Raw genomic sequence first — 20806 nt, 5'->3', positions numbered from 1 at the left:
TCACCTGTTCGCATTACAACGGCTTCCGGCTGCCCTGATTCCATTCCTTATAAAATTGCTCCAGATACAGCAGCATGAAATCATGCCGCTCCTCAGCCAGCTTGCGTCCATAGGAAGTATTCATCAGATCCTTCAGCTTCAGCAGCTTTTCATAAAAATGATTAACCGCCGTCCCCTTGGAGTAGTCGCGGTATTCCTTCCGCAGCGATTCATCACGCGGAGCCTCCTGTGGATCGTACACCGGACGGCCTTTGGCCCCCGAAAAAACCATCGTCCGGGCAATGCCGATCGCCCCCAGCGCATCCAGCCGGTCCGCATCCTGCACGCATTGGCCCTCCAGTGTAGACATGGGAGCTCCGCCGCCGCCGCTGAAGGACATCGTCCCGATAATCTGCATGATATGTCCGGTCTGCCCGGCATCCTCCAGATGCTCCTCCAGCCAGCCTGCAACTTTTTGCAGCCCCGCTTCCTTAGAGTCGTTCAGCTTCTCATCAGCCACGTCATGCAGCAGAGCCGCAATCGTGCAGACGAGGACATCCGCCCCTTCCATTCCGGCAATCAGCGCGGCTGTATTCCGTACCCGGTCCGTGTGAAACCAGTCGTGCCCGGTAGTATCCCGGCCAAGCTGTTCCTTGGCAAAGCCTTCGGCTGCCGCTATTAATTGTTCATGGTCCATTAACAATGCCTCTTTTCACTTTAGTTATCACATCATCCGGCACATTGCCGGTTTTGCCGCTTGCATTCGCCCCAATTCATCCGCTATAATGTGCATTAATCCAAATTCGAAGGGAGCTGATTCTTGTGAACCTTATAAACAGCATTTCCATCATACAGAATCAGCTTCATCATCACAAGCAGCGTTAGCACACCTGAAGGCATTCAGGGAGGGCTAACGCTATTCGCGTTTGACCTCCCTGCGTAATATGGAAACGCGCAGGACCACGAGGTCCGGCGCGTTTTTTATTTGGCCGGACATTCCGGACCACACTAAAGGGAGCTGCTTATTATGCAAAATATCAAAGGAACCTATGATTACTTCGGACGCGAGCAGGCGGTAAGACAAAAGGTCCAGACCGTGCTGCGCGGGCTGTTTGAGCTGTATGCTTTTGAACCGATGGAAACCACGCTGCTGAATGAACTGGAGCTGCTGACCTCCAAATATGCCGGGGGCGACGAAATTCTACGGGAAATGTACCAGCTGACCGACCAGGGCGGACGGACGCTGGGTCTGCGGTATGATCTGACCATACCGTTCGCCAAAGTGGTTGCGCTGAATCCCGGTATCAGCTTTCCGTTTAAACGGTATGAGATTGGCAAGGTATTCCGTGACGGTCCAGTCAAAAAAGGCCGGCTGCGCGAGTTCCTGCAATGCGACGCCGATGTGGCCGGCATTGCCGGCCCGCAGGCTGAGGCCGAGCTGATGCAGCTGGCTGCGGAGGTCTTCCGCAGACTTGATATCCCTATCGTCCTGAGATGGAACAACCGCCGGTTTCTGGGCGAAATCCTGGCAGCGGCCGGCGTCCCTGCAGAGGACAGCCTGTCCGTGATGCTGACCCTCGACAAACTGGCCAAAATCGGCTTGCCGGGTGTGCTGGCCGAGCTCCGCGATAAAGGGCTCACAGAACAGGCTGTGCTTGCCATAAGCAGGCTTCTGGAGACGGAAAATGCGGATTACAGCACCCTGGCAGAGCGCTATGATCTGGGCGGCCAGCCTGGAGCACTTGAGGTTCAGGCGCTCCAGCAGCTGATTGATGCTACCGGACTCTCCCGGGTCTGCAGCTTCGATCCGTTCCTCTCACGCGGCCTGTCCTTTTATACCGGAACGGTGTATGAGATTTTTGATGCTACCGGCAGCTATACCTCAAGTCTTGGCGGGGGCGGACGGTATGATAACATCATCGGCAAGCTCGTCGGCCGGGACGATATTAGTGTGCCGACGGTCGGCATCTCCTTCGGCATGGAGTCGATTATGGCCCTGCTGGGAGAACGTCCGGTGCAGGAGGCCGATTCCGGCGTGCTGCTGATTCCGATCGGTGAGACTATGCCGCGGGCACTTACAGCTGCTGCCGTGCTGCGGAACGCAGGCATCCGGGTTAATGTGGACACCGGCACACGCAAGCTCAAAAAGATACTGGCAGCCGCCTCCGCCAAGGGCATCCGGTACTGCCTGCTGGCCGGCGAAGATGAAGCGGCGCTGGGGAAGCTCCGGCTGAGGGATATGATGCTGGAGACAGAACAGATGGTGACTGTGGAAGAGGCTTTAAAATGGATCAAGAGCGCTGCAAGACCGGAGGATGCTCTGCCGGGCATTTCTGCAGATTAACTCAAATAAAGAGGCCGCTCCTGTTAAGCAAGAGCGGCCTCTTTATTTGAGGTTAGCGGCTCCGCTGCAGCCGCTCCCGGTATTCCTTTGGACTTTTGCCGCTGTATTTCTTGAAGGCGCTGACGAAATGGCTGGAGCTGTCATAGCCGACGAGCGGTGCTAGGTCTGTGAGCTTCAGCCTATCATCCGGCAGCAGCTGCTCGGCTCTGCCCATTCTGATCTTTACGGTATAATCAGCGAGCGGAATGCCTACGTGCTGCTTGAACTGCCTATTCAGGCTGCTCTCCTCCACCCCGAAGAGCTGCGCTGCAGCAGAAGGCGGCAGCTCCCAGCCGTAATTGCGCTCCACATATTTTCTGACGGCTTCCGCAAGCGCTCTTTCCGGGAACTGGCGGGCCAGCTTCACTTCTTCCATTACCAGCAGCCCCAGTGCAGACAGCTGCTCTGCCAGCTGTGCCGGAGAGGTACAGGCAGCAAGCGCAGCGTGACTGTTCCACAGATATTTACAAAGGGCAGTGCCTCTGAAGGCAAATTTTCCGGCGGCAACGTTCAGCAGGAGCAGGAGCCGCAACCCCTGATACAAATGGTTGGCTAACGGCTTCCCTGCAGCATCGTCCGTTCCAAACAGGGCTACCAGCTCCCGCTCAAAAGCAAAGGTATCCGCAGTCTCAATCATTTGCAGCAGCCTTCGTTCTTCCTCCGGGGATAACCAGGACATGACAGGCATTACGGCGTCTGCTGCTCCTGACCCTATACCGGGCCGGACGGTCATATCCAGGGTGCATAGACAGGAAGCAAAGGCATTTCTCAGCCGCTTCAGCCCCTTAACCTCAAGACCGGTCGCTGAGATACACTCATGTTCCAAAGCAGCCTCCAGCCTCTGTCCCAGCCCCGCCAGAAACCGGCTTGCCCGGCCCGCATGCTCAGCTCCTTCCCTGGAAGGAATCAGGAAATAGACCTGCAGCGGATTAGCCTCATTAACAAACGGATAAATATGCTTCCATCCGGCTGCCGCTTCCCGGCACACAAGCTGGAATCCGGCACCTGCGGCAAGCTGCCGGCGCCTGAACGCAGGTGATATTTCCTCAGGCGGCAGCTTGAGCTCGGCAGCGGCAAACCGCAGCCTGAGGCCTTCAGCTGCAAGGGGTGCCAGCTTAAGCTGGCGCAACCTTGTCCTGACCGGTTCCGTGCCCGGCCAGTCCTCCTGTATCAGCTGCAGGAGAAAGCTCTCCTGCAGCTGTCGCACATGTCCGCTTCCCGTGTGCAGCTCCTCTTCCCGCGAGATTTTTAACATCCCGTGTCCCCTTATTTCAGCATTAAGCAGTACACTTAACATCCACAATAATATTCTTACTATTATTATGGACTGAAATACCTGGAAGAACCGCTGAGGAGTGAAATGAAATCAGATTTTGAACCTGTCTACCAGTACTTGCAGCTCTTTGGCACTCTGGGTATTCTCATCTGCCATAGCAGCCTCATGGAAGGTCTTCTCGACAATATCGGCGGTTTTTACGGCAATGTCCTGTACGCCGATCGCTCCTTCATTAACGGTTGCAGCAACCTCATTCACAGCAATGGCGATACTGCCTACGGTTTCGTTCAGATGATCGGCGGCTTCGGCAAACTGGCCCATCAGCTCATTGATCGTGGAAGCATCCTCATTGTACTGCTGGCTGACCTCGGTAAGGCGCTCATAGTCTGCGAGCACGTTCTGGTCGATGAAGGCCAGCACAGCCTCGGAATGCTCTTTCATCAGCTCGACTGATGAATACACATTTTTGACAACCCCCTGAATACCGGATGCCGTCTCCGAGGATTTCTCCGCCAGCTTGCGGATTTCGCCCGCCACTACCGCAAAGCCGCGTCCCGCTTCACCTGCCCGCGCAGCCTCAATCGCCGCGTTGAGGGCAAGCAGATTGGTCTGGCTCGTAATCGACAGGATGGTATCAGCAAGCACGTTAATCTCATGGATTGCGCCGGACTGCTCGATCGCTTTTTCCATTTCGGTTCTTACCGCTTCATAAATCTCCTTGGCTCGGTCTGTCGATTCTATGGCATCATGCTGCAGGGCAAGCGCACGCTCTGTAATATGGCCGGATACATCCACACCTTCCCTGACCCGCCCGGAAATTAGCTGCACGTTAGTCTGAACTTCATGGATCGCCGCCGTCATCTCTTGGCTGGAGGCTGCCGTCTCCTCCATACCGGCGGACAGCTGCTCAGTTGTTGCCGAGTTGTCGTGCGCATTCTCGCGGACGTCAACCGAGAGCTTTTCCAGTAGCACCGCATTGTCCAGAACCTTGCCCGAAATTCCGACCAGACTGCCGGCCATTTCGCGCAGAACCGCACGAGTATGGAACATCGCATTGGCAATTATACCGGTTTCGTCCTTGTTCCGGACCAGATGCTCGTACTGCTTGTCGTATTTCAGATCCAGCTCTGCCGTCCGGTTAATCAGCTCTGTCAGCTTGATAATCGGTGAGGAGATCCGGGTGGCCACAATGATTCCGATCAGCAGGGTCAGCAGCAGGCTGCCCAGTCCAAGCAGAATAATGTAGTTTGTCATACTATCAATCGGCTGCATTATTTCCCCCAGGTCACCAGTCAGCACCAGCGTCCATTTGGTCAACGGGAGTACGCTATAGGCCGCTTTTTTCTCGGCTCCCTTATACATATACTGCACATTGTCATCCGCAACGGTCTCACCGGACTTTACCCGTTCAACCACACCCTTGATCTGCTCATTCTCCACAGGGGAGCCGATCTTGGCTTCATCCGGATGATAGAGGATATTGCCGGTCTCATCTACCAGATAGGCGTAGGAAGAAGGGGCGTTGGCAACCTTGGCATCCGCCAGGTATTTGATAATGCTGTTCGCATTGACGGCCGAAGCCACGAACCCGATCATTTCCCCGTTATTCATTACCGGATGGGCAAAAGCAAGCACGTAAGCGCCAGTGGACTTGGATTTCAGCGTTTCACTGATCACTGCCGCCCGGGTCTTGATTACATTAATCGTATAATTGCGTTCGCTGAAATCTGTTCCTACCAGCTTAGTATCACTGTCGGCAATCCCGATCCCTTGCATGTTAACTACAAACATATGCTCAAGATTCCCTGCATCCTTAACCTGTGCCTGCAGTCTGGTATTCACTTCAGTCACCAGCTCATCCCCGGCGGCTAGCTCACCGGCAGCATCCTTCAGCAGCAGCTCAGCAATTTCCGATTCTCCGGCTACCAGCTGCATGCTCCGTTTCTCTTTGTCTATCATAGCTTCAATAGTCTGTGCTTTGTTCGTGTTGACTTGTGCCATGGCAGATTCGGTGAGATTCATAATAGTGCCTGTAGATTTGTAATACGTGAAAATTCCCATCATTGCCGTAGAAATCAGTGTAACGGCGATCATCATAACCGATAGCTTCATCCGAATTTTCATTTTGTAAGCACCCTTCCACCTTCATCTTATCCATCTTTTATAAATCCTTATTTTTGTAACAATTATTACAATCTATATCGGATTATATCGGAGATTATTATAGATGACATGAAGAATTTTAGCGAATTTTATCACACTTTGTCGAATAATGAGACTAAAAATAAAGCCCTTTTCTCCAAACAGAGAAAAAAGGCTTTATCATCTTTGGTCATCTATACCTCTGCCGGAAAAAGAGCGTCCAGCGCCGGACAAGGCTGCTTCTCCAGGAACTGCTCCAGCGGTTTAGGCATATTCGTGTATAGCTCGTTCAGCGAGGTACCCTTGTAGATGTTACCGATAATGACTGGGTGACACAGCTCAGAGATCAGAATATCACCGTTGCCGTGCAGATGCAGCTGCTTCTTGCCTTCGATGCAGTGCGGGAAATAGACGCCCGGCTGCTCCTCAAAGCCCAGTCTGTCCATGAAGCGGTCCATGCAGGTGAAGTAAAGGGTAGTATCTTCCTTCCGGTTCGCAATCAGCTGATTTACGGCATTCTTCAGGTTCTCCTGCGCAGCGATCGCCTTCCATCCGGTGTGGCCCATAATAATGCTGTTCTGAATTTCGTGGGTCCGCACTCCCATGGAATAGACATGGTCGCTGATCTCCTGCATGTTATCCTGTGTCTGGTCGAACAGAAGCGTTTCCAGCACAACGTTTACATCTGTTTTGGCAAACATGGTGATGTTCTCTCTGATTTTTTCGTAGACTGTCGGGTGAATGTTGTAATATTTCGAGAAGCCCTCAGCCGTCGTAAAATTAAATGAAATATGTATCGTGGTCAGGCCAGCCTTCACCAGCTGTTCGATCCGCTCTGCATTAAGCAGACTTCCGTTGGAGTTCAGCTGGGTCTGGATACCGCGGGAAGAGCAATAGGACACAATCTCCACACAATCCTGGAATTTCAACGTAACCTCACCGCCGGAGAGACGGACCCGCTTCAGCCCCGGAAGCTCCTCCAGTATACGGATAACCTCCTTGCCGTTGATGGCCTCCCCGTCATTTCTATTATAGGCGCAGCAGTAATCGCAGCGGAAATTGCAGTTCGAGGTGACGCCCACTTCAAGCCCCTCCAGCTCATACGTCAGCGGCTTATCAAGCTCCAGTGCTTTATATTTTATGCTCATGCTTAAATGTCCTCCTGTAAATAAAAATAGTCAGCCCAAGGGTCAACCTTAAAAATTATAAAGGTTTCGGGCCCAGGTTAATGTGACATTTGTTGTGGCGGGTTTGTCCGGCATAAAGCGGATAGCCAAAAAAAGAGACTGCATACGGCAGTCCCTTCCTCAAAAATAAATTTATAATTCCACGGATTTACTCATCTCGTTCCATACCGGCTGCCCGATTAGGCCCAGACGCCAGATGGCGATGCCTTTCAGCCCGTAGCGCTTCGCCAGGCCGATCTTCGCATTGACAGAGGTCTCATCCTCACTGAATACCGAGATGCCGAGGATCAGCTTGTCCTTGCTGACCTGCTCCAGCGCCAGGCGGATTCCCTGATCGACCATCGCCAGCGGCTCCGGTCTGGATTCGTCTTCATAGGCGTAAGCCATAATGACCAGATCATCAGCCAGCGATGCCAGCGTCTTATAATCATAACCTTTGAAGGAGCCGTTAAGCGGCGGAAGAATGACCGTCAGCTTGAGTCCTGCCGGACGGGCCACGGCCGCCAGGTTCTTCACGAACGTATTGAACTGGCTCTGCACCAGCTGCTTGTCACCGGTCAGACCCAGACCTTCCAGATCAAGTCCGATGCCCTGAAAGCCCTTCTCCGTTGCCAGCGAAACGATACTTGAGATGGTCTGCTGCTGTAACACCGGGTCTTCCAGGTTCTTGGTCAGCTCAAGCTCCTTATCACCCGAATATACCATCAGATAAGGGGCCGTTCCTGCGGCTGCGGCGTTCTGCACAATGGACTCCGGTGTTACATCACCGTCAGCCTTCGGCCACCAAAAATCCGTACTGCTTGTTGTAAACTGGCCGCTGCGGTCCAGCCGGCTCCAGCCGAAATGCACCGCATCAAAGCTGGGAATCAGCGATACTTCGCCATAAGACTTCTGGGCGTAGAAGCCGAGCGTATACAGGTCTCTTTGGGGAGAGGTGATGGATACGGTCTTCGTCGCCTGATTCCAGCTTACCCCTGCCCCGAACTGCTGGCCGAAGAAGCTGAGCGGAATCATCGTCGTGCCGCGTATATTCTGCGGTGCTACAGCCAGCTTGACCGCTGCGCCGTTGACGGTTGCCGTTGTACTGCCTAATGTAAGAGTGACCACCTTGGAGCCTAAGGCTCCGGTGTTGGTTGCTGTAATTTTCTTGGCTGTCTGGTTCCACTCCACTTTAATGCCGAGCGCTTCGGAAATGGCCCGGAACGGTACCATCGTAGTTCCATTCATGACCGTTGGTGCAGCCGGAAACGGCAGCGGATAACCGTCCAGCATAATCGTTACGCTGCCTGCTGCAGCCTGTGCGGGCTGTACAGGAAGAGCAGTAAAACCGCTCATCGTTATTGCAGCGCATAATATCAGCTTACTCAGTCTTTTCATATCTTCTATTCTCCAATCTGCAGGATTTCTGAATGACAGACAATCACGACCCTATCATTTTACCAAACTAGCACATTTTAGCAAATTAATAGATTGTCACTTTTGAATGACGCCACTGACATTTCTCCAGAATCCTGCAGCCGGGAGAGCCTACATAAACGCGCTTAAAAAGACACCGAGCGCACGCCGGGCATCCACTCCGACAGCTACCTCAATAAATTCCCCTGTCTTGGGCTGTGCCCGCAGATCGGCCACGACCATCCCGCTGGTATGCTCCCCCTGATGCTCCACACGGACCTTCATCTGCCGGCAGGTCAGCAGGTCCGGATGCAGCGCGGCCATCAAGGCCAGCGGATCGTGCATCGGCGCGGCATTAATTATGTAATTAGCCTCCCGGTAAAAATGGAAATAATGCTGCAGTGACTGGTCCATAAATTCGATAACCGCCCGGTTCTCTTCCTTGCCGTGACGCTTCAGCAGTTCCAGATGCTCCGAGGTTATCAGCGTTTCCAGCGTTACATCCAGCCCCACCATCAGCACGGGCAGACCTGAGGTAAATACCCGGTCAGCCGCCAGCGGATCGCCCCAAAGATTGGCTTCGGCTACCGGGGTCACATTCCCCGGCTTGAAAATCGTGCCGCCCATCACTACTACCTTTTTCAGCTTGGCTGTCAAATCCGGGTCCAGTTCAAGCGCCTGCGCCAGATTGGTCAGCCGGCCGAGCGTCACCAGCACGATTTCGCCGGGATGCTCATTAGCCAGCCTTACGATAAACGCTGCAGCATTCTCTTTAACCGGCCGCCGGGAAGAAGCAGGGAGCTGTACGTCGCCAATGCCGTTCTTCCCGTGCACATGGGGCGAGAAGCCGCCGAGCTCCCGGGCCAGCGCTTTGGAAGCGCCAATGGCAACAGGAATTTCATAATCCGGTTTGGCCAGATCCAGCAGTCTGAGCGTGTTGTCAGCAGCCTGTTCGACGCTCGTATTGCCGAAGACCATCGTAATGCCCTCAATCACTACACCCGGTGTACGGAGTGCGTATAGTATAGCCAGTGCATCATCAATTCCAGTGTCACAGTCAATTATCATTCGGGTCAGGCTCATTTGCAGGTTCTCTCCATTCATCTCTGTATTAAGCCGGTGCAAGTCAAGCAAAAAGCCTGCCGCGGACCTCTGAACAGCCAGTGTTCAAGAGGATCTGCGGCAAGCTTACTGTAATATTATTTAGTTGTGCTGCTGGACGTAAGGTGCAGCCGCACGGCTGAACCGCTGCAGGGCTTCAGCCAGCACTGCACGCGGGCAAGCCAGATTGATGCGCAGATGCCCTTCGCCTTCAGGACCGAAAACGGAACCCTCGTTAAAGGCCACTTCGGCCTCCGTGTACATCAGCTTTTTGAGCCCGGCGGCATCCAGCCCGAGCGCCCGGCAGTTCAGCCAGAGCAGATAGGTGGCTTCAGGCCGCATAACCTTGACTGCAGGAAGATGCTCTGCCAGATAGCTGATTGCATACTCCGCATTTCCGGCAATATGCAGGATCAGCTCGTCCAGCCAGGCCTCTCCTTCATTGTAGGCTGCCTCTACCGCTTCCTGGGCAAAATAATGCGACATATGCAGGCTGAGCGCCTTCAGCTTGCGTTCGTATTTACGGCGCAGCTCCGGATTTTTAGCTACAATATAAGAGGTCTGCAGACCCGGCAGGTTGAAGGTTTTGGTTGCTGCCAGCGTGGTAACCGTAATGTCAGCAAGCTCCTCAGACAAGGAGGCAAACGGAATATGCTTATGTCCCGGCATGATCATATCGCAATGAATTTCATCGGAAATGACCGTTACCCCGTAACGCAGGCACAGCTCGCCCAGACGCAGCAGCTCTTCACGCTTCCAGACCCTACCGCCCGGATTGTGCGGATTGCAGAGCAGCAGCAGCTTGGCCCCGCCCTTCATCACCTCTTCGAGATGCGCATAATCCATTTCATAACGCCCGTTGTTCAGAATCAGCGGATTCTTGGCTACTGTCCGGTCGTTCATATTAATGACATCATAAAAAGGATAATAGACAGGAGATTGCAGAATCACTTCATCCCCGGGCTTGGTAAGCAGCTCGACCGAAAGGCTCAGCGAGGTTACAATCCCCGGTGAATCGGTAATCCACTCCGGCTGAATCCTCCAGTCATGACGCCGGCTGTACCAGCTCACAATGGCCTGCTTGTAGGATTCGCCGGTTACACTGTAGCCGTAAATGCCGGACTCCACCCTGCGCAATATCGCTTCCTTTACCGCGGGCGGACTCTCAAAATCCATATCCGCCACCCATAGCGGCAGAATATTGCTGTTGCCAAACAGCTTTTCACTCTGGTCCCATTTATAGGATCGGGTATTGCGGCGGTCTATTTTGCGTTCAAAGTCATACATTCCTTCAATCCCCTATCTTTTAGGCTTTTCAGATTATTGTATCACAGGGGGGGCAATCCGGCATCCTATACCGCATCACTGCCTTTACGCAGCCGTTCCAGGGACTGGCACAGCCTTTCCTCTTCAAACGGTTTTAATAGATAGTCCACAATAGCCTGGTCAAAAGCCCAAAGCGCATGCTGTTTACTTCCCGTCGTAACCACGATCTGAATGGCCGGCAGCTGCTGCTTAATCTGCTCTGCCACCAGTACCCCCTGCAGGCCATGGAGCTGAAGATCGAGAAACAGAACATCCGGCTGCAGCCCGGCAATCTGTTCCAGAGCGCTCTGCGGATGAGAAGACATCCCGATCACAGCGACTTTTCCTGACCTGTGCAGCATGGCAGCCAGCTTATAGAGATCCTCCTGATTCACATCCAGCAAAAACGCCCTAATCATTTCTCTCCCGCCTTTCACCAGGAATTGGGTTTAAAAAAAGAGCTGCCCTTGGCGCCTGTCAAACAGACGTCCCGGGACAGCCGTGATTGAAGTTTACCCGCCTCTACTTCTGCATGACCTGGGCTGCAGGCGCAATGCGCCTTATTTCAGCGCCGCCGGCAGCAGACTGCGGAGATCATCATTGTTAATGATCAGATGAATATTATTCATCGTTCTGAGGGAACCGGAAATCACTCCGGCCAGCTGGCCGTGCGCATCCATCAGAGGCCCCCCGGACATTCCGCTTGCGATCTGTGCCGAGGTCAGAATTCTGCTGCGGCCGTTAATCTCAGCTGCAGGCGTGTTGACGATGCCCTCGGTAATAATATTAGTATTCTTTAGCGGATATCCCAGTGCGAATACTGTCTCGCCGTGTTTAACCACATTCTTGCGCACCTGAAGATAAGAATAGGCATTGTCCTTTATCTTCATCGCCGCAGGCGAAGGCAGCTCCAGCACCGCTACATCCTTGAGCTCATCGTACTTGGTAACTTTGACAGGACTGATTACAGTCCCGTCTGCCATTACCCCTTCCATCCGCTCCGCACCCTTTACAACATGGTACGCAGTGACCGCAGTGCCGCCGGGGGACAGGATAATTCCTGTACCCGTAGCACTTGCCGTTCCGTCGCTTTTCAGCACCCGCAGATAGAACATCGCTTTTTCTGCGAGCTGATAGGTTTGTTCAGCGTTGTTGACAACCGGCGTATCGGCACTGGTAGTACCATTGTAAAAGAACGCTGCAGTCAACAGGGATACTATAATGCAAAGATACGCCAGCTGTTTTTTCATCCGCTAATCATTCCTTTATCGTTTATTGCACTACTGACATGATATCCTTGAACGCCCAGTGGGTGGCCGGAAGATCCTTGTACTTCACAGCCGTTACAGTCAGCTTCTTCGTGCCGACGATCCGGTTGATCATTACAACTGCCTCCGCACGTGTAATCGGCGCGTTCGGTTTGAAGGTTCCGTCAGGGAAGCCTTGCACATACCCTGCTCTGGACAGGGCGTTCACATACTGCTCGGACCAGTGGCCCTTCAGATCAGACTGTTTAGTAATGCCGGCAGTCTTGATATCCAGATTAAGCACTGTAGTCATAATCTTCGCAAACTCGGCTCTTGTCAAGCCTTTTGTACCGCCAAATCCGCCGTCAGGATATCCCTCAATGATGCCTGCCGAAGCAAAGAATGCCGTCAGCGCTTCATGCTCAGCTGTTACATCGTTGAACAGATTCCCTACATTAACATTCTCCATATCAAGCAGCGGCGCCAGGGCAGTGATCAGCTCATATCTGGTAATCGCTGTGCTTGGTTTGAACGTACCGTCTGCATAGGCAGTCATGTACTTGGTCTCGTCCGCTGTGCCCTTCAGGCTGTACTTGGCATTTTCAACCGCGTACTCGATAGTGATAACTGTATCATCCTGATCGGTGATCATTTTGATCGTCATGTTACCAGTAATGAGAAGCTCTCCGGTATATTTCGTGCTGTTCACCGTCGGTGTGCTGCCGTCAAGCGTGTAATAGATGACTTGCCCTTCAGGCGCATTCAGCTTCAGCTTGCTGTTCTTGGCAACCTTCACCGGAGCCTCGCTGTCACCGTTAATGCTTGCGTTGCTGGTGACTGCGGTGATGGCAGGCTCCTTGACAGGAGGAAGGAAGAATCCGCCGCCGCCGTAATTACCGCCGGTAGGAAGCGTCCATGTGGCTGTCCATACATTGCTGTATTCTTTGCCCTGAACGATTGTAACAGCCTTAACGGTTGTTGCGTTCTTCAGGACAATCGGTGCAGTGTACAGCAAGGATGTTTCATTAGGCGTGCTGCCATCCAAAGTGTAATAAATATTGCCGCCTGGCTCATCTGTTCCCAGGACGACGGATGTCTCGGCTGTAATAATCTTGTCCTTGGCATCAGACAGCAGCTTCGGTGCCGCAGCTGTTGCCGGGTATTTCACTGCAGGCTCATTGATCATGATGCTTCTGCTTAGTCCTTGAGCGGATACCGTCAGTTTAGTGGCGGTCCCATCTCTAAGTGTGCCAGTCGTCCCGTTCAGGACAACGGCTGCCGGATCTGCACTCCAGTTCACCCCGTCTGCACCTTTCAGTGCAAAGCCGGAGGCTACCCGGTTAATCAGGTCCTGCGGGCTCAGGATAACTGCAGCTGTACTGAGCATTCCTTCCCTCGTCCCTTCAAAAGCAGTGAGTCCTGGGTAGTAGCCGTTATGCACTGTCCAATGTCCTGCTGCTGTAAGACCTGAAGGAAGCGTTCCGTTAACCAGTTCAGACGCTTTAAGTCCTGTGACACTAGAGGTGCCCACAATGCCGGTTACAGCTTTGCCTTCAGCATCAAAGTAAGCCACATTCACTTTGAGCATTTGTGCATTGAATACAGAACTGCTGATAGAAGCTTCGTTCGCCTTCTGTCCGGCAATGCCGCCGAAGAACGCTTGTCCTGGTGCAATCACACCATTGACAGCAGCTCTAACCTCACCGGTACTCAGGGAAGATGCAATGGTACCTTCCGCCGCATAACCGGCAATACCGCCGCTCCATGCCTTCTGTGTACCCTCTGCAGAGATTCTTCCTGCAGCATAACTGTTATTGATGCTGCCGCTGTTGGTTCCGGCGATACCGCCGGAAACCGCTTCTGCTGCTGCTGTATTCACATCTGCGTAAGAAACGGAGTCAGAGATTACACCTGCAGGCGCATTCTGGCCGGTGATTCCGCCTGCTGCCTGACCGTTCCCGCTGATGCCACCGCCCGAGCTGGAAGCCGTAATTGTACCTGCGTTCACGCCGGTAATTCCGCCAATCCGTCCCGGACCTGATACAGTCAGGTTAACAGCATTAACCTTGCTGATTGTTCCTTCGTTGACCGCTGCCGCACTGCCCGCAGCTTCAGTACCCTGAAGGGCACCGCTAATGGTAACACCGGTGATGATCCCGGTACTGCGGTTAATTCCGGCAGCAGCTCCGGCATTTTTACCGGAAGCTTTAACACCGGCAAAGTTCACATTCGTAATGGTACCGAAATTCTCGGTCACAAATCCAAGATAGGTCTGATCTGCCGAGGTTATTTCCAGGCCCGACACTGTGTGACCCTGGCCGTCAAATGTTCCCGCCAGGCTGCTGAAAGGAACCCATGGCTTGCCTTCCAGATCAACATCGGCAGCAAGATTGATGGTTGTGTATTCCGGCTTTTCAGTAGCCGTTCTGTTGTAAAGAACGTAATAGTCCAAACCAGTCTCATTGTAGAGCAGGACTGCTCCGGTTAACTGCTCTGCAGAATTCAGTGTAATGACACCCTCTGCGGCGTTATCCATGAAGGATGTATCATAATCAATGTTCCAGGCACCTGAAGCCAGCGGGTTCAGCGCCTCTTCTGGCGCCAGTTTCACAGCGCTAACTGCAGCACCGGCATTTTTGCCTACCGCTGCCAATGTGCCTACATAACTCGAACTATTGATTTTACCGTCACGGAAATTGTAGCCGACAAGTGCGCCCTGCTGGAAATCAGCTCCCGGTGCGCTCGCCGTAATGGCCGGCACATTAGCATAAACATTGCTCAGGGTACCGTCATTGTATCCGGCAAAGCCGCCTGTAAAGGAACGGGTTGCGGATTTAATTCCTGTTGTAGTAATTGTCGCCTGCAGTGCATAGGAGCTGCTGATGCCGGCATTTCTTTCTACAGCTGCCGCAAAACCGCCTGTACGTGTATCAAGTGCGGTGTTCGCCACATCACCTGATGCATAGGAACTACTAATGCTGTAGTGGTCAACTGAACCGGCGAAGCCGCCGACATAAGATCCCAGTCTTCCGCTGACATTCAGTGCACCTGTGGCGTAGGAGTGCGTAATCTGTCCTTCGCGCACATCGGTATCACCGAGCAGCCCGGCGAAGCCGCCTGCATAAATGGTGTTGTCTTTATTGGTATCATTAATATTGACCGGAATGTCCGCATGGGAGTAAGTGATCTTGATGTGATCCCCCATACCCACAGCTCCGCCGGTACGTGTTGCCGGCAAGGAATTCTCCAGTGTCAAAGCAGTCCCTACTGTAATTGCCTGTCCGGCAGGCGCTGCTGCTTCACTGTAATGAATCTCGCCGTCAGCTCCCAGACCGACAATACCGCCGACATTGTAGACACTGCTGTCATCAGCCTTCAGGCTGTTGGCCGCGTAGGCATCCACAATAATACCGTTGCTGTAGCCTGCGATACCGCCGAGATTTACTGTTTTACCGCCGCTGACGTTAAGTTCTGCCTGCGAGCTGGAACGGTAAACCGAAGCGTCGTTATTGCGTCCGGCAACACCGCCCGCATACAGATCCATTACATGACCTGTACCGCTAACAGTTACAATTCCGTTATGAACATTGGCAAGGTAGATGCCCCGGTATAACGGATAAGGCTTACCGAAATCAAAGCCCTCATTAATATCACTGCTGGAGAGGAGTCCGGCAATACCGCCTGCTGCCTCACCTGTCTTGGCAGCTGCGTTAATTACTGGTGCTGCATCCACATTGTAAAGGATGCTATTGTCAGCTTGACCGGCAATACCACCGGCAGCGACCGTTTCACCGGAAGCCTGTATTGTGCCTGCAAATGAGCTGTCGTTCATTGCTGCATTTATAAATTGTCCGGCAATACCGCCGATTACTGCATTCAGAGAATCTGCAGCAGTAGCCAGCGTAATCTTATTTACAGTTACATGGTCAAGGTCAAAAGTACTGCTGCTGGCAGCCAGAGCCTTAAGCTTCATGCCCCCGAGAGTGCCTTCCTTAACACCTACTGCTGCACCCACTATACCATTGCCTGTCAGCTGGACTCCGTCTCCTGTTCCGGCAACGGTAATATTATTAAGCACCGTACCTGCCTCGGCATGTCCGATAACACCGCCCAGAATGGAGTCGAGGCCGCTTGCCTGCAGTGCTCCGTCAGTGAAGTTCACTTCCAGCCCGCTAGCTGTTCCTGCAGTATAAGAACCGAATAGTCCGCCGGTAATGCTCTCCATTCCGGAGGAGGCAACCTGCAGTTTCGAGCTCACCTCGGACTTCAGTCCGGTTACATCACCGGTCTGCACACCTACAACTCCGCCGATTACAGCCTGATCCGCAGAGCTGCCGATGCTGCCGTCGATAGCAGTAACGGAGTAGGTTCCCGCGGTCAGATCAGAGGTGTTATCACCGATGATACCACCGGCAATTCCGCCGCTGTATACAGTCTCGACCCGGCTTCCGCCGTCAAAAGTGACATGAAGTCCGGAAACTTCACCTGTGTTCTTGCCGATTACAGCTCCGACTGTTCCGCCGCTGATCTTGATGCCGTTCAGCAGCTTCAGCTCCACGTTCGATACGTTACCCAGGTTAAGGCCGGCCAGAGCGCCGGTGAACTGGTTACCTGATACAGTCAAAGGCTCAAGATTAATATCGGATACTGCTGCATCTGCCCCTATAACCCCGAACAGCCCGGAGTAAGTGAAGACAGGCTGCAGTGTCAGACCGTCAATCAGATGGTTGCCGCCGATGAATGTTCCTTCAAAGGCATTCTCTTCCTTATCACCAATCGGAACCCATTGCTTGGATTGAATATGAATCGGGTTCATGATGGTGATTGTTCTGCCTGCGAAATTGAATTTGTCCACACCGGCGATAGTGCCGTTGACAATGGACGCAAGACCCGCAAGCTCAGCTTCAGTAGTAATCTGGAAGCCGATGGCGTCCTTATCCTTCATATACCAGTTGATATTGGCGTTGACATCATTGCCGAGGTCGCCGCCGGTATTGGCTTCACGGTTCACTTCAGGATATTTGTAATCTGCATTCAGAGAGCCGTATTTCCATGCGCCTGTGAAATCCCAGCCGGACAAGTCAGGGAACACGGTTCTGTCTTTCAGGGTTGCTGAAAGAATGGTAGTCAGCCGTACATGAACATTCAGCCACCGGTGGTTGCCTTCGGCAAAGTCCGGCAGATCCTTGTTGATGTTCAGTGATTCATCTTTAATATAGTAGGTTTTGTATAAAAGCTCTTTGCTGGCATTGTCATAACGTCCGGCAAAACCGCCGGCATAGGCGCCGTTAGCAGCCGAAACCTCAGCCGCAGAATAGGCATTAGATACTTTACCGTCCCGGATTCTGCCGATAAAGCCGCCGGCATAGGAATGATCACCTGTGGCAGCCACACTTTTAGCCACATAAGAATTCTTGACTGTTCCGCCTGTAAGCTCACCGATCAGACCGCCTACGTTCGTATACACTCCGCTGGCGGCAACTCTGGATGAGGTGTAGGACTGCTCAACAGTACCTGCGCTGTTGCGGCCGATCAGACCGCCCAGGAATACAGATTGGCCCGCTGTACCGGTCGCTTTTCCGGTCAGATCAATGTCGATATAAGAGCCTTTAACTGCTCCGGTATTCTCCCCTACCAGACCTCCGGCCAGAGTGCCTGCGCCTTCAATGGTCAGGTTGGCATTCGAATAGGTGTAGTAAAGCGTACCCTTTCCGGTGTTGAGGCCGGCTAAGCCGCCAAAGGTTACGTTGTTGCCCTTGGAGGATACCGAGATTTTGTCTGTAATGCTGTTATTGGCAATCAGGCTGCGGTTCTCGCCGACCATTCCCCCAAGGACGGAGGATGGGGCCGTTGCCGCAATGCTGCCCAGTGTACGCGTGTTCTGAAGAGTGCTCACTGCAGTTCCCGGATTCATCACCGGATCACCTGTGCGGGCATCGTTGAGCCCCACAATTCCCCCGATGGTAGAATTGACTGCTGTTGCATTTACCTTCAAGCTGAGTGCTGTTACATAGCTGTTAGTAATAACTGCTGAATTGGTACCCAGGTTGTAAGCGGCAATACCCGCTGTTGTGGCATTTGCACCGTTGATCGTCAGGTTAAGCGTCTTTCCGACCAGGCGCTCCAGTCTGGATTTGTCGTTATATCCGACAAGTCCGCCGGTATAGCCGTTAGCTGCATCTTTAGTAGTATTAATAAGCAGATTCTCCAGGTTGACAGTCGTTGTGTCCCCGCTTAGTGTACTGTTCTCCAGTGCACCGGCCAGACCTCCGACTCTTGCCCCTGTTCCCTTAACGGAGATGTTGACATAATCCGGCGCTGTTGCTGCAACGACTGGATTAACAATATCCGTAGCCTGGGCATAACCGACAAGTCCGCCGGCTTTGACATCTGCACCGTTAACAGTAACTACTGCCAGCTCGCCGGCATGGAATACCGGAGTGTTGATGCTGGAGCGGTTAGCTGCTGCATCCGCACCTGCCGAACGTCCGGCAATACCGCCGGCTTCTGTACGGATTCCGCCTGCCGTGATGCTTACGGCGTGTGCCGTTGCATCCGTAAGGGAGCCTGTATTCAAACCGGCAACCCCGCCCAGCAGCGCATCTGCGCCTTCAGAGCTGAGGATGATGTTCTCGGCAAGCACATATGGCGCTGCACCATGGTTCTCCCCGAAAATACCGCCGGCATGGGTAGAGGCACCCTTTGCCTTAATTTCAATACGCTCGGCATGGAGATGAAGCGCGGAAGTGCGGTTGACACCGACAGCACCGCCGACAATTCCGTTGTCCGCATTCATTTCAATGACAAAATCCTTCGCTACAACCGGTGCTTCCGATGTACCGATCACCGCCAGCGTGTTCAGGTTACCGGCTACTGTACCCAATGTGTAGCCGCTTTTTCCGCTTTCAGTGATCAGTCCCACTCTGGCAGCCTGGCTGTTAGTCAGAGTCAGTGCCTTGTCATTGATACCGACAAGTCCGCCCGCAGTAACATTATCTGCACCGGCAGCGGGGTTCTTCACCGCAGTCTCGATGGTAAGACTGTTATAATCTGCACTTTCGGCATCCCCGGCATAAGCACTGTTGATTGTTCCTTGAGCGTTACCGGCGATCCCGCCGATTACACCGCCTTCTAATGTTGCTTTCAGGCGGATGTTTTTTACAACTGCATTGTTAATTGTTCCGTCCAGATAACCGGCAATCCCGCCGATTGTCCCGTCAGAAGTGATTGTTGGAATAACGGATGCATTGCCTGCCTGCGAAGACAGGATGCTTCCGCCGGCTTCATACCCGGCAATACCGCCGGTATACACATCTGCCGAGCCTACGGCATCAATGGCACCGGTAAAGGAGGCATTGGAAATACTTCCGCCCGCATCATAGCCGGCGATTCCGCCTGTATAAACAGAGGTTCCGCCGCTTGCCTGAATATGTGCAGTGTTCTGGTAAGCATCCACTGCAGGGTTGTTAAGAACAATCCCGCCCGCAGCGTAACCGATAAATCCGCCGGTGTAGATATTCTGCGAGCCTGTGGCTGTTACATTTGTAGCATTGGTATATTCTTTGGTCCATGTAACCGTACTGGCCGCATAACCGGCAATCCCGCCAGTATGCACATTCGTTCCGCCGTTATTGGTTACAGTTGCCGTATTGACAAAAGCAATACTGAAATCAGGGCTTGTCACAGCACCCGCTGCACCGAAAAGGCCGCCGGCATACGTGCCGGTTGCTGACGGAGCATTGATGCTGACAGCGCCGCTGTTGTTCGTCGAATCGGAGAATACCGCTGTGTTGCCGATTCCTCCGACAATACCGCCTGCATATACTGTTGCACCGCCATTTACGGTGACGGCTGCACTGTTGCTGATAACCGTGTCTTCATCATTCATAGTTACGGAGCCGATGGTATGGCCTGCGATCCCTCCGGCATAGATGGAGTCGCTGCCCTGGCCGTTAGCAAGCACCGCACCGGTGTTTGATACCTTTTTAAGCTTCAAACCGCCGGCGTCTCCGTAGCCTACAATCCCTCCGGCAGCAGATGTGCCGTTTACTGTGATAGAGGCATTATTAAAGGAGTTGGCAACCGATCCTTCACCCATCCCGACGATACCGCCGGCGTAAGTGTGGTATGGCGCACTGTCCGTTGCAATCTTAAGGTTGTTTGTAATGTCGTACACAATGCTTGTGCCGGCCATTTTACCGACTGCAGCCCCTGCATACACATCGTAGGTGACGGTGGTTACGCTGATTGAACCGTCGTTCGAGAACACAAAACCGCCAACGGTTCCGTCAATCATATTGCCTACCAGACCCTGGTAGGACAAACCGGACGGCACCTTCATTTCCGAAATGGTGAGAATGGAGCCTTCTTTGGAAATCAGTGTTCCGCGGAACGGATGCTCTCCGTTACCGATCGGCACCCAAAGATAAGCACCGAGATTCATGTTGCGGTCAATCTCAAGAATTTTACCGCTAAAGCCGTTTACCTTGCCGCCGTCTGCGTCAATATCTTCATTGACGAGCTTCGCCACCCCGGCGAGCTTGGCTTCTGTATCAATCTTGAAGGTTGTATAAACCGGGTTGTACCATGACGTATCCGCTGCACCCGACCAGGTCTGCCCGTCGGCTTTAACCATAAGGCCACCGGCAACCGCTGCGATAGTCAGAACTATCAGTGCAACCGCCAACCCAAGGATTGATTTTTGCTTTATTGCCATCATGACACCACCTTAAATAGTTTGAAATGCTGTACAGTAGGATACCCGCATCAGCTTCTCAGCTGATGCGGGCCC

The 20806-nt window shown here is 53.1% G+C and carries 11 protein-coding genes; 1 reads left to right on the top strand and 10 read right to left on the bottom strand.

Annotated elements, in window-relative coordinates; all coding sequences use genetic code 11:
- Positions 1–13: 13 nt before the first annotated feature.
- Positions 14–676: an HD domain-containing protein gene (locus BLR64_RS00090; protein ID WP_090711021.1), complete on the bottom strand. Its 663-nt coding sequence runs from the start codon at positions 674–676 to the stop codon at positions 14–16.
- 330 nt (positions 677–1006) lie between these two features.
- On the opposite strand from BLR64_RS00090, the gene BLR64_RS00085 reads away from it, so the two are divergent.
- Entirely contained in the window at positions 1007–2323 is a 1317-nt protein-coding gene (locus BLR64_RS00085; protein WP_090711019.1) for a histidine--tRNA ligase, read from the top strand.
- Positions 2324–2375: 52 nt separating this feature from the next.
- Here the strand turns inward: BLR64_RS00085 and BLR64_RS00080 are convergent, their stop codons facing one another.
- The 9 genes from BLR64_RS00080 to BLR64_RS00040 all read right to left on the bottom strand — a co-directional run bounded on the left by BLR64_RS00080 (position 2376) and on the right by BLR64_RS00040 (position 20734).
- A complete protein-coding gene (locus tag BLR64_RS00080) occupies positions 2376–3617 on the bottom strand; it encodes a helix-turn-helix transcriptional regulator (RefSeq protein WP_167360555.1) in 1242 nt (413 codons plus the stop codon).
- A 111-nt stretch (positions 3618–3728) separates the two neighbouring features.
- The gene (locus BLR64_RS00075; protein ID WP_090711016.1) at positions 3729–5762 is read right to left on the bottom strand and encodes a methyl-accepting chemotaxis protein; all 2034 of its coding nucleotides are present in this window, start codon (positions 5760–5762) and stop codon (positions 3729–3731) included.
- Positions 5763–5974: 212 nt separating this feature from the next.
- Entirely contained in the window at positions 5975–6928 is a 954-nt protein-coding gene (locus BLR64_RS00070; protein WP_090711014.1) for a radical SAM protein, read from the bottom strand.
- Between the two features lie 171 nt (positions 6929–7099).
- Entirely contained in the window at positions 7100–8344 is a 1245-nt protein-coding gene (locus BLR64_RS00065) for a stalk domain-containing protein (protein ID WP_090711012.1), read from the bottom strand.
- A 150-nt stretch (positions 8345–8494) separates the two neighbouring features.
- Positions 8495–9445: a nucleoside hydrolase gene (locus BLR64_RS00060; protein WP_090711009.1), complete on the bottom strand. Its 951-nt coding sequence runs from the start codon at positions 9443–9445 to the stop codon at positions 8495–8497.
- 120 nt (positions 9446–9565) lie between these two features.
- Entirely contained in the window at positions 9566–10750 is a 1185-nt protein-coding gene (locus tag BLR64_RS00055; RefSeq protein WP_090711007.1) for a MalY/PatB family protein, read from the bottom strand.
- Positions 10751–10815: 65 nt separating this feature from the next.
- Positions 10816–11187 (bottom strand): LytR/AlgR family response regulator transcription factor, encoded by a 372-nt coding sequence (locus tag BLR64_RS00050; protein WP_090711005.1) that lies wholly within the window; start codon positions 11185–11187, stop codon positions 10816–10818.
- A 141-nt stretch (positions 11188–11328) separates the two neighbouring features.
- Positions 11329–12018: a S1 family peptidase gene (locus BLR64_RS00045; protein WP_090711003.1), complete on the bottom strand. Its 690-nt coding sequence runs from the start codon at positions 12016–12018 to the stop codon at positions 11329–11331.
- Between the two features lie 22 nt (positions 12019–12040).
- On the bottom strand, positions 12041–20734 hold the full coding sequence (locus BLR64_RS00040; protein WP_139171892.1) for an FN3 associated domain-containing protein: 8694 nt from the start codon (positions 20732–20734) through the stop codon (positions 12041–12043).
- Positions 20735–20806 lie beyond the last annotated feature (72 nt).

It is taken from the genome of Paenibacillus typhae (assembly GCF_900099765.1).
Taxonomy (GTDB): Bacteria; Bacillota; Bacilli; order Paenibacillales; family Paenibacillaceae; genus Paenibacillus_AQ; species Paenibacillus_AQ typhae.
Note: the sequence above shows the minus strand (reverse complement) of the source record. Positions and strands in the feature narration are given on the sequence as shown.

Excerpts from the sequence above, each read along its gene's own strand:
- BLR64_RS00070 (WP_090711014.1), bottom strand. The coding sequence starts at position 6,928 with ATGAGCATAAAATATAAAGCACTGGAGCTTGATAAGCCGCTGACGTAT.
- BLR64_RS00090 (WP_090711021.1), bottom strand. The coding sequence starts at position 676 with ATGGACCATGAACAATTAATAGCGGCAGCCGAAGGCTTTGCCAAGGAA.
- BLR64_RS00065 (WP_090711012.1), bottom strand. The coding sequence starts at position 8,344 with ATGAAAAGACTGAGTAAGCTGATATTATGCGCTGCAATAACGATGAGC.
- BLR64_RS00075 (WP_090711016.1), bottom strand. The coding sequence starts at position 5,762 with ATGAAAATTCGGATGAAGCTATCGGTTATGATGATCGCCGTTACACTG.
- BLR64_RS00080 (WP_167360555.1), bottom strand. The coding sequence starts at position 3,617 with ATGTTAAAAATCTCGCGGGAAGAGGAGCTGCACACGGGAAGCGGACAT.
- BLR64_RS00060 (WP_090711009.1), bottom strand. The coding sequence starts at position 9,445 with ATGAGCCTGACCCGAATGATAATTGACTGTGACACTGGAATTGATGAT.
- BLR64_RS00045 (WP_090711003.1), bottom strand. The coding sequence starts at position 12,018 with ATGAAAAAACAGCTGGCGTATCTTTGCATTATAGTATCCCTGTTGACT.
- BLR64_RS00055 (WP_090711007.1), bottom strand. The coding sequence starts at position 10,750 with ATGTATGACTTTGAACGCAAAATAGACCGCCGCAATACCCGATCCTAT.
- BLR64_RS00040 (WP_139171892.1), bottom strand. The coding sequence starts at position 20,734 with ATGATGGCAATAAAGCAAAAATCAATCCTTGGGTTGGCGGTTGCACTG.
- BLR64_RS00050 (WP_090711005.1), bottom strand. The coding sequence starts at position 11,187 with ATGATTAGGGCGTTTTTGCTGGATGTGAATCAGGAGGATCTCTATAAG.
- BLR64_RS00085 (WP_090711019.1), top strand. The coding sequence starts at position 1,007 with ATGCAAAATATCAAAGGAACCTATGATTACTTCGGACGCGAGCAGGCG.